This is a genomic window from Dysgonomonas sp. 521 (assembly GCF_010501055.1).
In the GTDB taxonomy this organism is placed as follows: domain Bacteria; phylum Bacteroidota; class Bacteroidia; order Bacteroidales; family Dysgonomonadaceae; genus Dysgonomonas.
Genome location: NZ_QVMO01000002.1, coordinates 98,001 through 110,203, shown reverse-complemented (window position 1 = coordinate 110,203; position 12,203 = coordinate 98,001). Strand labels below are relative to the sequence as shown.

The window sequence follows — 12,203 nt, the reverse complement described above, 5'->3', positions numbered from 1 at the left end:
ATAGCAAAACACTGTTAAAAGGATATAAAAAGCAGAAGAATTAGATTATATTTGTATTGAAAATAACCTAACGATGGGAAGAATTCCGAGACCTGAAACAAAAAAGAATATCGTTTTCCAGGCTTTCATTTTGTTTACTCAAAAGCCGTACGACAAAGTTACATTCGATGATTTGGAAAGAGTCACCGGATTGAGCAGGGGTGCTTTGCTTTATCATTTTAAGACAAAACTAGACATATTCAATGCGGTTATTGAAAATTCTCTTCTCAACAGATCCTCTGTACTGAATATTCCGATTAAGGACAAAGATTGCCTTAAAAATTTCATTCTTGATTTTATTGCAAATAGTGCCATCGCTATAAAAACAATGGCTAATTTGGGCATAAAGAATGTAAATATGGCCTATTTCAATATAGAATCACAAGCTCATTACTTTTATCCGAATTATAATAAAATTTCGAAACAACAAATTGTCACAGATACTAAAGTATGGCTAAATGTGATCAATAAAGCTTTGGATAATAAGGAAATAGAAAGTCCTATTGAACCTGAAACCCTGGCTCTGTTGTTTGAAAAAACATATTTAGGGCATGCTTATGCCGCTGTATCGGAAGATAAGGGTTGTGATGTTGATTTATTGAAGAAAGAGTTGCTCTCTTTGTATGAGCTGGTAAAGAAAAAGCAAAAAAAATGATGAATGAGATAAGAGAGAGGGCAAAGAAGCTCTCTCTCATTGTTTTCAATCAAAATAGCATGGCTATTTGTTTTTTGTGCCTGCTTTAGTAAATGCCTGAGAGGTATAGCATTTGTCCTTTATTGTTAATAACCCGAGTTCACTAAAGTAATCTTCCATTGCAACAACCGATTTTTTACCGATATTCCGGGTTCTTTGCAATAATCCTATTCTTTGTTGCAACAACATGACAGATAAGACATCTTCCATATTTTCGCACTTAAAATGGGTTTTCAATGCTCTTTTGCCAATTGACGGCATGGGCAGAATATCAATCGGGGAATCAAGATAAATTGCATTTTCCGGATTACGATTGAAGCTCAATCCATATTTATTCACTTTTTTGTCTTTATGGGTACGAAGTAATGTATTTCTTTCTCTTCCGGTTTTTCCTTCTAATGACAGCAGGCACTCGATTTCATCCTGTAATTCTTTATCCCTCCTTTCTAATATATCAGTATTGTTGCTTATACTGGTTGCAGATCTTTTAATACTATTGTCTATATCCTTCAATAAACCGACGATTTTTCTGAATTGTTCCAATTTTACATCGAGATTATTTGTAAAATGATCAATTTTCTTATCGACCGTTTCAATCATATCTTCTATTCTTTCCGAACACTTATCAAGGGATTGGATCTGGCGGTTGATTACCTGAGTCTTTCTGTTGGCCGAATCAAGCAACTCCTGAAGACAATCGTCTTTGGTTGTTTTTCTCCGTTTTCTATTGGTCCACTTATTTTTTATTCGGCAGAAAAATACCCCTAAAAAGCCGAAGCTTACAATAGTGAGAATAAAAATAAGTGATGCATTTATCAGTTTGTCAACATAATAGTTTAATAGATCGGGACTCATAACTGCATATTTTTAGATTCTACCCATCCCCCATAACAAACACAGGAACAATTAGCTTCAAAGCTTTCATTCAATAAATTGATTAACTTCTGGCTGGCGTCTATCAGGATAGGATGGTATTGCAGATTTCCATTTATCCGATTTTCGGGTTCGGGAATATAAGCTGACCGGTTATCTTCCGGTTCATATTTATTAATTACAGCATTGCAATAAGGGCACATCACAGTCCAGTCGTTCTCCTGAGCGTTAATATCCTGATAGAATATCAAGGGTGTTATTCTGCTGTCATTCTTCCTTAACTCATTAACTTCTTTTTTTAATTGTTTAGAGTATTCAACAGGTAATGAGTATATAGGAATCAATGTATTATAATACTTCCAATAAAAATTATCCCATTGCGGCAACTGGGTTTTAGGAAAAACAATGCCGCTGACAATGAATATTACTTTTTTACAGATGCTACAAATATCCTTGTACGTTTCAATGTTTACTATTTGTTTTCCAGCTACAGGCCCGATGAAAACGATTTCATCCGAGTAGTATCTTTTCAGGATATTTTTTAATCCGGTATATCTTTCCCCGTTTATCGAAGTTAGCAGGACCTTATTAGTTGAAACAGGCAACCTGAGATAATTCGGATGGAACATATCCGCTTCTTCCGATAAAAAAGTCTGAATATCATTTTCCTGTTTTGACTTGCCATTACTGTGGATAATGATTAAGCGGTCGTTTTTAACCTGAATATTATCAATAAGCGGATATACGATTCCGGCTATACTGTCACTCATTTGCACATCGGATGCGATTGTTAGTATCACGATATATGTTTTTTCCGCTTGAAATTTCGGTTTGAAGCGATATAGTATTCCTCCTATTGTGTCATCCACGGCAATATCTATTGTTAAGGTTCCTGTATTGGGAGCAAGTTCCGAAATCGAACCCATAATTTGTTTATGTACTCTCACTAAAAAATCATTCATAACTTATTCGTTTTTATTGTCTGTTTCCTCATTTCCTTTTGGTGGCATACCTTTTCCAAAGTGTTCCATAATATATTTTTCTACATCTGATTTTAAATAATAATTCTTTTTATTAATGGTCCGGAAAGGGAGTTTTCCGGAGTTGCGCATCCGCTGCAGTGTGCGTTGGCTTATTTTAAGAATGGTCAACAGGTCTTGATTATCAAGCAGGACATCTTTTTCTATTTGCTGATCGAACCGTATTACCGAGTTTAGTTTACTATTGAGATTGTCAAATTGCTCCATTATGCGTTTCATCCATTCTTCAAAATCATCTTTATCTATATACATGCTACCAGTGTTTTAATTATCCGATAATAAAAATGTTTGGGTTTGACGGGTCTTTGATTATGATCTCTTTTTCCCGCATAAATTTGATATAGCTCTTGGCCGTCCGGTCTTTTACTTCCATCACCTGTTGAATTTCCTCACATAGTTCCTGATAAGTATAGAATGATTTAAGGCGGAAGATGCTTCTTGCCACATTCTTCAGTTCATTTTCTTTTCGTTTATCCTTTTCTTCTTTTGTTTTCTCTCCCAGATAACAGTGCATTCCTTCGTCCTTGTTCCATGCAAATTGGATGAGAGGAACATCAAGTGGGCTCCCGTCACGGACCTTCAATGCTTTTATTACGGAAATATTCGGATCATCGTCTTTTTCGATAGATATAATTGCGGCTGCCTTACGCTGTAGTTCCGACCCCAGATGTCCCCGTAGCTTGAGCCCGTTAGGAACAAAATGCAATACACAGATAATACAAATCTTATAGATGCCTGCCAAACGGTACAATTCGTCAACGATCCGTAAACTCTCAGCTTCATCATTAGCCGACCCGATCAAATCCGCAATACCGTCAATAATAACCAGATGAATACCTCCAAACTCATAATAATACTTATCCATACTTTGGACAATTGCTTGCAGGCGTTCATTCCGGGACATACCTGTCAGGCAATAAGCCTTAAAGTATTCAGGCATGGAATCCTGTCTGTTACGCTTCAATATATTTAATGAATTCTTATATAGCTGTACCTCTGATTGCTCCGTATCATAAAGCAGGACGGCATTATTGCTGTTGTTTGGAAGAATGGAAGTACCAAGGGTATCGATATCTTTATTTCCTTTACTCATTGCTCCGGCAATCAGGCTTGCAGCATAGTTGCTTTTACCGCTACCTTCCCCTCCTGTAATACACAGCAGGTTTCCCTGTGTACCTAAAGGGACATCATTGATTGAAACAACTGTTTCGACGCTGGCCGGAGGATTCTTGAAATCTATTTCACACGATTTAAGGATAGCCATCGTTTCCGAATAGATCAGGTCAAGATGTTGGACAAATAGCCCCATAAACTCTTCACGGCTGTGCCCTAAGCGAAAGTAATCGGTTATATCCTTTTCCTGTTTTGTTCCTTCCAATGGCAAGAGTAACCGCTTTATATCAAATCCGGACAATTGTTCCTGATGTTTCGATGAACACTCCAATCCGGTTTTGTCCATATCATAAAGAATAATGAGATGCTTAAAGCGATAGGTCAGTTTTTGGATAATACCCTTGGGGATATTGGACGACTCGCTATTAAAACAAATAGCATGAAACCCATGAGCAGCCAGAGATAGGACATCCCGTTCCCCTCCCGTTATGAAAAGCATATCTCCTTTGGGTGGTAGTTGCTCCAATCCAAAACAATAATGCTCTTCCGGCTCTCCTGCATACATATAACGGACTGCTGAAAATGGGCGGTATAATTTTAACCGCTTTTTACCGGTGTATGCAAACATGGGTTCCTGTTCGCCGGAATAAAAAGAAAAGGGTTTGCCATCGCTATTTTCACCCGAAAACTTTTTTAAAGACACAACATGATATTGCTTCAATAGTTGAATAGTTATACCTGACTGGTTCCAGAACTCAAACTCATGTTTACTAAACGTTTTTTGAACAGTAGTGAATCCTTTTGATTTTATCCGGTTTTGGATTTGTGGTGGCTCCTTGCTGCTTGTACTATAGGTTTCCGGCTTGACGATTCCACTGTCACTTTTTAAACCCAGGTTCAAATCATTATTTATTATTTCAAGTATCTCGATAAAATCTGAAGGGTTACTACAGTTCTTCCCATATATTTTCCCGACAAGGGCAAAGCAATCTCCGCTATATCCGTCGTTGCCAAAATCCTTCATCCGGTAGCATTGTTTATGCCGGTCATAAAATACATTACACGAGGCTTTGGTGTCTTTATAAAGAGGATTCAGGAAATTCTTTCCAATGCGGAAGTTTACATCCAGATAATGACGGAATACGTTTAATCCGTTATCTGTACGACGCAGTATATCATCTTTTACTAACATGGAAAATGAAATTTTTGCGGAAATTCTCCATTATTTCCGGAGTACAACGGATAACCCTGTCTTTCAATGCTTTCTCTATATCGGAACCTTTGTAGTAACATTTTCCTCCCAGAAGGCTATAACTGATAAGCCCTTTTGTCCTGAGCCTTTGCAAAGTCCTTGTACTGATATTCAAAATGATAGCGACTTCATCATTGTCTAACCAAGCATCCAGTTCTTCTTGATTTTCCTCTGGTTTTGTCGCATTCGCTACATAATGGGCTATCGACTCTATTTTACTTACAATGTCTTTATAAGCCCGGCTTTCAATAGTAATTACATCCATAATAACATAACTTAATGTTTATGCCACAAAAGTCTGAATGTTGAAAAATATAATTACACCACTGTATATACACCCTGTATATTTTTAGAAAATTGACATTGATTTTCAGAATGTTACATTTTAAAATAGCTAAAATTCGATGAAAAACACACGGGTTGGGGATAATTATGATTTATTTTGAGTATAATTGTACAACTAAGTGTACAAATTGTTATCTTTACAAATGAATGCAGAAAAGTAAATTTTACAACAATGGATATAAGGATAATAACAAGTTCCGATTTCCGGAAAAACCAAAAGAAATATTTAGACCTTTCTAAAAAAGAGAGGATCGTAATAACTCAAAGAGGAACCAATGAGGTTATAGAACTTGTCAGGAAAGATAAAATTGAGGTAAGTAATCTCCATCGGGCCATAACCAAAGATGAATTAATGGAAGGCATTGAGGCGGACATCAGAAAAATGTATAATAAATGAAGGTATTGTTTTTGCCGGAGGTCAGGCAATACTTCGTAGAATTGGCTTCTATTCTTTATCAAAAGGATTATTTTGGTTTCGAAGAGAATGCGATTAGGTATGCTCGTGAATTATTCGACGATATAGAAAATTCTTTACCCGAAAAACAAAAAAAGAAAGCTCCTGAATATTTTTCCAAGTATGGAGATAATTTATCTTATGCTGTATTCAAAAAGAACAATACAACGCAATGGTATGTGTTCTTTGAAACATACGTTCAAGAAAAGGCCTATGTCGTTACTTATATAGGCAATAACCATACTATTGTACAATATTTATAGTCTATTCACTTAATCTGATTCGATATTTTTCAGGTACAGAGTTTTCTTCTCGCCTGACAACTCAAATACTACGAACGAGTTCTTATGCTGAATGATCAAAGGATAAACCCTTCGGCGTTAATGACGGTTAAAGACCGTGGTTATCTTTTTCTTAACGGGAAGATTCATCGACAACTTGAAAAATAAACTAGTATGGACAATTACAGATTTAAATTATACTATGCCATATAATTCTCTATTCAATAAAAATGTTAATTTTGTGAACAACTGATAACTTATTATTATATACCATGAAAATATGTTTGCATACTAATTGGGAGATTAATCAAAAATATATTGGAGGAACAGAACGATTCCTCATTAATTTAAGTAAAGAACTTGAAATTTTAGGACATGAACCTTTTATTGTTTGTTCCAGTAAAGAGGAAGAGACTTATGTAGAAGGAATAAAAGTTTTAGGAAAATGCGGTTCTGATTATAAAAATATTTTCGCTAAATATGAAAGTTTTTCTTCTAATTTTTTGAGAAAAGAAATTATAGGTGAAAACTTTAGTGAAGATTCATTAAAACGCTTGTCTGATTTTACGCAAGGACAATTAGATGGAATTAACGCGGATGTATTTCATTTAAATTCCTTTATATCTGCGTCTTATATATCATCGCTAAAAAATATTATAGTAACAAATCATGAAAATAACAAAGAATATGATTGGTACTGGGGAAAAGGGTTTTTCAATCTTTTGAAAACACTGGTTTATGAGAGAAAAACTAATCTACATGAGATTAAGGGACTTTTTACTCCTAGTAAATATTATGCTAATTTTTTTTCATCTGAATTTAATTTAAAAGTAGAAGATACTAAGTTGGGCATTCCATTAAATTATTTTAAATATGAGCAAAAAGAATCTACCCTAAAGGAAGAATATGATTTCAATAAAAATGATATTGTTTTATTATTACCATCAAGATTTCAACCATTTCAAAAGGGACATGATGTTGCATTAGAAGCGTGTTCAATACTTAAAGAAAAAAGAATTCCATTTAAGATCATTTTTACAGGAGTAAAAAAAAGCAGTGAAAGATATCGTTCTTCTTTTAATGAACTTGTTAGTAAGTATGGATTAGAGAAACATATAAAAGTAATAACTTTCGCTGATATAAATGAAGCATATAGAAATGTTGATATAGTAATATCTCCTGAAAGATACTGTTCGTATGGCTTGTCTATTTCGGAATCATTATCCTTAGGTATTCCTACTATATTAAGTGATATCCCGACTTATAGGGAAATCGCAGATGGGTATGCACATGCATCTTTCTTTAAATCAGAATCAGGCAAAGAATTAGCAGAAAAGATAATTAACGCAATGCTTCACCAAGAACGAAATCAAAGTGAAGCAGTGAGATTTAGATGTTCGAATGACATAAGAGATTGTGCGAAAAAATACACGAACATTTACCAAAATTATATTTAATCAAAATATAATTTGCTTCTTTTAAATATATAGTAGATGTTTTCAAAAAAGTTAAATTCTTGTATTGATAATATGGGATAATCTTCTTTTATATAAATATGTATTTTCTTTACTGTTGGAAAAGTATTAGAAGGACAAATAAATAATTTGCCTTTAATGGAATCATTTGTTTTTAGCATTATTCTACATCGTACTTTTCTCCAACCTTGCTCACAAGGGAAAATAAGATACCAGAATTTTTGATTATTATCGTTATCTATATATAATTGCGCTCGAAAAATATTTAAAGCTTCACTTGCCCCTGGATTAATTTCAACTTTTTCTGGATTTCCTAATGTTGCCCAACACAAGGATACGTTTTTTATTTCTTTTACTTTCTTTTCTGGAGTAATAAGTTGATGTCTTGGAAAATCCATTTTTAAATTTTCTAGTCTATATGTGGGTAAAGATGTTTCAAAAGCATCAAAATTGAATAAAGATGGCTCCATCAAATTCTTATCATCAAAAAAAAGAGTTACCTTCCCTTGTGTATTTATTGACGCAGTTCTTCCTCTATTAGCTACTATTACAGAAGCAAAAAAACCATTATCTGAAAAAAGAGGCTGTAATCTTTCAAATCTGATAATAACATTAGGTCTATATAGGAATCTTGATATTTCAGCACCTAGAAGCGTTCCAATGATCAACCCCCATATGTTGCTCGCATCAAATATACTTTCTAAAATACTCATAATAATAAGTTATCAGTTATCTAAATTGACTATAGCGTTAAACTAAACATTAAATTGAGATCAAATAATTAACTTTGTAAAACAATAGATATATCAGAAAATCATGAATGATCTCCTACAAAAATTTATAAAACAAGGTAATATTGTAATTGTGGCCGGAGCTGGAATTTCTAAAGAAAAGCCAGCTTCCTTACCTAGCTGGTGGGAATATAATTTATCATTGTTTAGAGAAATAGGTAATTTAGGAGCCGAAATATTATGTGAAAAGAATAATCTTTTAGATGATTTGGATATCGAGAAATTTATTCCTGTAATTAGTATATCTGATTTTATCTTTAATTATGTTGCAGGGAAAGCATATTTTCCGTTACTTGAAGTTCTTGAAGGATCAAGTCCTAATAAAAATCATATTTTTCTTGCTGAATTAGCCGAAAGAAAAAAAATAAAAGCTATAGTAACAACAAACTTCGATACACTAATCGAGCAAGCTTTTCTAGAGCAAAATATTCCTGTTAATGTTTTCTATGATCCATTGCAATTTGATAATATACATGAATCAGAAAATATACATTTATATAAAATACATGGATCAGTTACCAACACTTCCACGGCTGTAGATTTGGTTACTCAAAAGATTGGCGGACTTTCTATCGGTAAATATAATGTCTTAAAAAAAATATTTAGTGAAAATCATATTATATTTCTTGGGTTTTCTGGTGAAGATTTTTCTTTTAACATTGACTATTTACCTTTATCTTTTGCTCAATATGGAGTTACTTGGGTTGTTTATCCTAACTCGCCAATACCCGATGTTGTATCAAAATTGAAAGATTCAGTATCTGACTTCGTTTTTGAAGAAGCGACACTTCCTGAATTTTACTGCCGAACTGGGTGGGAGAATATATATTCTTCAATATATATAAATCAGAAGGAAGAAGAAACATTAAAACCTACCATAGATATCAATAAAAAAATAAGATCAGTGTTAAATAGTCAATCTATAACACAATGGTCATGCTTGGGAATGTGTATCCAATTATTCAAATCCATTGGAAATATTGATCGTGCTTTACATATAAGTCGAATAATAGATTATTTTTTTAAAGAAAAGTTATCCCAAGAAAATATGGATAAAAATAATATTAATGGATACATATTATTACCCATAATTGAAAAATTGTCTATTATACCCAGAAATTATTTCTCATTGTCAAGTGTTTATATTTCTGACATTCATTATTTGGTTCCTTTATTTGATACATTAGGAGATGTTTTTAAAGAAACTGACATACATGCGGCATTGGAATATTATTATTTATCCCTAAAAATATCCAATAAAAGATTGGCACAATATGTTGATGGTTCATATGACTTGAAAAAAGACATAATATATAATAATATTTCAACAACATTAGGTAGAATAGGCACATTATGTTTAGAGCAAAATCATTATAAAGATGCAGTACCTATCTTTCGAGAAGCTGCATACGATGCACTCAGCGCTAAACGATTTTATAATTTTTCATGTATGTATTTTTATGCTGTATATTCGAAAAATCATAATATTCTGAAACATTACTCTACTACCGAAAATATTGAATTATATATAGCCGAATTGAATGTTTGCATGCGGTTGGCAGAACAAGGGGGACATTGTGGGATTTTATTTGCAATACATAAAGAATTATTTGTAATTTATCATATTCATGGCTTTTCGAAAAATGCTTTAATCTCAAAAGAAAAGGCGGAATTGTATGCAAAAATGTCAATAGACAGAAACATCAAATTAAACGAGTTGGAGAATATAAATTCATCCCTCCCTGAAACGCCCTATAGAGAGGAATCATACTTTAAAATTTGGTTATATAGAGAGCCAGATAATAAATATGTATGGAAAGAAGCTGGAGAACGTGAAATTTTACGATATGAAGAAGGCATTAAAGCCTACTCCTTATTCAGAGAAAAACAATATGAAGATGCAATTCTGCTTCTGGAACAGACATCGAATAAATATTTAACAAAACATGATTTTGAAAGTAACCTACTTTCAGAAATGTTTTCATTTGCAGCTGTACATTTACGATTTTTCACGGGCTGTTATTCTCCTGAAGAAATGAAGTTACATCTTAACCGTTGTATAAAACTTGAGATAAAATGTGGATTGACGGATTATTTAGTCCTTTCAACTCATTATTACAGCATTATTCTTTCTGAAAAAAAGTTATATGAGGACTCTTTGTTTTATGCTCAATTAGGACTTTCCGTATGTGATAATCCTATAGAGCACAGCGTTATTTTAGGACTTTGTTTAAATGCTGCGAAATGCTGTATTTGTTTGAAAAAATATTCTGACACAAAATATTACATTGATAAGTATTACCATTATTCGTCTATAGTACCCGATTTTGTAGATCCAATAGGCCATGAATATGCTGAACAAATACTAAAAGACATAATTAAGATAAATAATCCCACCTAGAACAATTACAAATGATGTTATTAAATTTAATGTTGCTTCTGAAAAGTATCTTAAACTAAATAACAACAACTATTTTTCAATATTGGCTCTTTTAGAAAAACTGCAAAAGAGAAAAATAAAGATTAAATAGAAATTGATATTGTTACTATTCATGTTGATGATAAAAAGGTTCATCGTAGAGGTAAAATGACAACGAAAAAATGTCGAACCTAAGTTATTTCAACAAAATGTCAAGGTTATCCAATTGAAATAATAATTTTTTATACGATATGCTATTGATTTAATGTTATGCATTGAACTATATGCAGCTTCGTCTTCCTTCTGCATAAATTCATAATTACATCCGAAATACTCTGCTTTTGTGGTCATTTATATAATCATCTTGCAAATACATAGTGCAGTTTGAATTCCATACCATTTATACTTTTCTTCGCATTGTAATTATTAAAACAAGAAAAATATGGATATTAGAAGTTTAGGTGAGAATACTCAGGATGTGAGTGTAAATGAGGTTATTAGAGGATTTATTTTCCACTGTCAATTCGAAAAAAACTTGAATTCAAAAACATTACGAGCTTATTCTACGGACTTGAAACAATTTGCAGTATATATAAAAGGGACTAATGATGAGCAAAAGTTCAAAAGTATGTCTAAAGACACTCTGAAAAATTACCTCCAAGAAATTTCTTACCTCAAACCAAAAACGATAAAGCGTAAAGTTGCTTCATTAAAAGCAATGCTGAATTATTTAGAATATGAAGATGATGATTATATTAATCCTTTTCGAAAAATTAAAGTTCGCTTGAAAGAGCCATACCTCCTTCCTTCTGTAATGACTTTGAATGAAGTGAAAAAAATATTAACCATTATGTACCAAGAATTTGAAAACAATAGCTATACAGAACGATATACATATAAAGCACAAGTACGAAATTTAGCAATTATCGAAATTTTATTTTCGACAGGAATGAGAGTCTCAGAAGTTTGTAATTTAAAGATTCAGGATATTAACTTAAAAAATGGAGTTGTGAAGATTTTCGGTAAAGGGAGTAAAGAACGTATGATACAAATATGCCAAACTGAAACTATGTCTATAATTAAACGCTACTACCAATTACATAAAAATCAAATAAAACAAGATTCTTATTTTTTCATAAATCGCTTAGGTCTTCCTTTATCTACGCAATCTGTCAGATTGATGGTAAAGTCCTATGTGAGTAAAGCCGGATTAACAAAACACATTACACCACATACATTCAGGCATACTTTTGCCACTTTACTTTTAGAGGAAGATGTAGATATAAAATACATTCAAAATATGTTAGGCCATAGCTCTATTGCTATTACACAAATATACACTCATGTAAACGTCAGTAAACAGAAAAAAATATTATCGACCAAACATCCTAGAAGAAAACTTCAACTAGCTGGGAATGGTTGATAAC

At 32.8% G+C, this 12,203-nt stretch carries 12 protein-coding genes; 6 read left to right on the top strand and 6 right to left on the bottom strand.

The features are described from left to right. Window positions 1–73 precede the first annotated feature (73 nt). Entirely contained in the window at window positions 74–694 is a 621-nt protein-coding gene (locus tag D0T84_RS01475; protein ID WP_163305182.1) for a TetR/AcrR family transcriptional regulator, read from the top strand. A 63-nt stretch (window positions 695–757) separates the two neighbouring features. Here the strand turns inward: D0T84_RS01475 and D0T84_RS01470 are convergent, their stop codons facing one another. The 5 genes from D0T84_RS01470 to D0T84_RS01450 all read right to left on the bottom strand — a co-directional run bounded on the left by D0T84_RS01470 (window position 758) and on the right by D0T84_RS01450 (window position 5,276). Then, on the bottom strand, window positions 758–1,333 hold the full coding sequence (locus tag D0T84_RS01470) for a hypothetical protein (RefSeq protein WP_163305180.1): 576 nt from the start codon (window positions 1,331–1,333) through the stop codon (window positions 758–760). Between the two features lie 251 nt (window positions 1,334–1,584). After that, entirely contained in the window at window positions 1,585–2,568 is a 984-nt protein-coding gene (locus D0T84_RS01465) for a hypothetical protein (RefSeq protein WP_163305178.1), read from the bottom strand. A gap of 3 nt (window positions 2,569–2,571) precedes the next feature. Then, window positions 2,572–2,898: a helix-turn-helix domain-containing protein gene (locus D0T84_RS01460; protein ID WP_163305176.1), complete on the bottom strand. Its 327-nt coding sequence runs from the start codon at window positions 2,896–2,898 to the stop codon at window positions 2,572–2,574. Between the two features lie 16 nt (window positions 2,899–2,914). Continuing rightward, complete coding sequence (locus D0T84_RS01455; RefSeq protein ID WP_163305174.1) at window positions 2,915–4,951, bottom strand: bifunctional DNA primase/helicase; 2,037 nt, start codon at window positions 4,949–4,951, stop codon at window positions 2,915–2,917. Beyond that, window positions 4,935–5,276: a helix-turn-helix domain-containing protein gene (locus tag D0T84_RS01450; protein WP_163305172.1), complete on the bottom strand. Its 342-nt coding sequence runs from the start codon at window positions 5,274–5,276 to the stop codon at window positions 4,935–4,937. Before D0T84_RS01450 ends, D0T84_RS01455 begins: the two co-directional genes overlap by 17 nt. A gap of 252 nt (window positions 5,277–5,528) precedes the next feature. Between D0T84_RS01450 and D0T84_RS01445 the strand changes: the two genes are divergently transcribed. The 3 genes from D0T84_RS01445 to D0T84_RS01435 all read left to right on the top strand — a co-directional run bounded on the left by D0T84_RS01445 (window position 5,529) and on the right by D0T84_RS01435 (window position 7,548). Then, window positions 5,529–5,753, top strand: coding sequence for a hypothetical protein (locus D0T84_RS01445; RefSeq protein ID WP_163305170.1), 225 nt, complete (start codon window positions 5,529–5,531; stop codon window positions 5,751–5,753). Continuing rightward, on the top strand, window positions 5,750–6,073 hold the full coding sequence (locus D0T84_RS01440; protein ID WP_163305168.1) for a hypothetical protein: 324 nt from the start codon (window positions 5,750–5,752) through the stop codon (window positions 6,071–6,073). Before D0T84_RS01445 ends, D0T84_RS01440 begins: the two co-directional genes overlap by 4 nt. 290 nt (window positions 6,074–6,363) lie before the next feature. Next, on the top strand, window positions 6,364–7,548 hold the full coding sequence (locus tag D0T84_RS01435) for a glycosyltransferase family 4 protein (RefSeq protein WP_163305166.1): 1,185 nt from the start codon (window positions 6,364–6,366) through the stop codon (window positions 7,546–7,548). Here the strand turns inward: D0T84_RS01435 and D0T84_RS01430 are convergent. Continuing rightward, window positions 7,545–8,279, bottom strand: coding sequence for a hypothetical protein (locus D0T84_RS01430; RefSeq protein WP_163305165.1), 735 nt, complete (start codon window positions 8,277–8,279; stop codon window positions 7,545–7,547). The genes D0T84_RS01435 and D0T84_RS01430 overlap by 4 nt on opposite strands. Before the next feature lie 103 nt (window positions 8,280–8,382). On the opposite strand from D0T84_RS01430, the gene D0T84_RS01425 reads away from it, so the two are divergent. Then, window positions 8,383–10,758: an SIR2 family protein gene (locus tag D0T84_RS01425; RefSeq protein ID WP_163305164.1), complete on the top strand. Its 2,376-nt coding sequence runs from the start codon at window positions 8,383–8,385 to the stop codon at window positions 10,756–10,758. 460 nt (window positions 10,759–11,218) lie between these two features. Next, on the top strand, window positions 11,219–12,199 hold the full coding sequence (locus D0T84_RS01420; RefSeq protein ID WP_163305163.1) for a tyrosine-type recombinase/integrase: 981 nt from the start codon (window positions 11,219–11,221) through the stop codon (window positions 12,197–12,199). Window positions 12,200–12,203 lie beyond the last annotated feature (4 nt).

What these genes read in the sequence shown, in the direction of transcription:
- D0T84_RS01475 (WP_163305182.1), top strand. Translation starts at nt 74, where the DNA reads ATGGGAAGAATTCCGAGACCTGAAACAAAAAAGAATATCGTTTTCCAG.
- D0T84_RS01470 (WP_163305180.1), bottom strand. Translation starts at nt 1,333, where the DNA reads ATGATTGAAACGGTCGATAAGAAAATTGATCATTTTACAAATAATCTC.
- D0T84_RS01465 (WP_163305178.1), bottom strand. Translation starts at nt 2,568, where the DNA reads ATGAATGATTTTTTAGTGAGAGTACATAAACAAATTATGGGTTCGATT.
- D0T84_RS01460 (WP_163305176.1), bottom strand. Translation starts at nt 2,898, where the DNA reads ATGTATATAGATAAAGATGATTTTGAAGAATGGATGAAACGCATAATG.
- D0T84_RS01455 (WP_163305174.1), bottom strand. Translation starts at nt 4,951, where the DNA reads ATGTTAGTAAAAGATGATATACTGCGTCGTACAGATAACGGATTAAAC.
- D0T84_RS01450 (WP_163305172.1), bottom strand. Translation starts at nt 5,276, where the DNA reads ATGGATGTAATTACTATTGAAAGCCGGGCTTATAAAGACATTGTAAGT.
- D0T84_RS01445 (WP_163305170.1), top strand. Translation starts at nt 5,529, where the DNA reads ATGGATATAAGGATAATAACAAGTTCCGATTTCCGGAAAAACCAAAAG.
- D0T84_RS01440 (WP_163305168.1), top strand. Translation starts at nt 5,750, where the DNA reads ATGAAGGTATTGTTTTTGCCGGAGGTCAGGCAATACTTCGTAGAATTG.
- D0T84_RS01435 (WP_163305166.1), top strand. Translation starts at nt 6,364, where the DNA reads ATGAAAATATGTTTGCATACTAATTGGGAGATTAATCAAAAATATATT.
- D0T84_RS01430 (WP_163305165.1), bottom strand. Translation starts at nt 8,279, where the DNA reads ATGAGTATTTTAGAAAGTATATTTGATGCGAGCAACATATGGGGGTTG.
- D0T84_RS01425 (WP_163305164.1), top strand. Translation starts at nt 8,383, where the DNA reads ATGAATGATCTCCTACAAAAATTTATAAAACAAGGTAATATTGTAATT.
- D0T84_RS01420 (WP_163305163.1), top strand. Translation starts at nt 11,219, where the DNA reads ATGGATATTAGAAGTTTAGGTGAGAATACTCAGGATGTGAGTGTAAAT.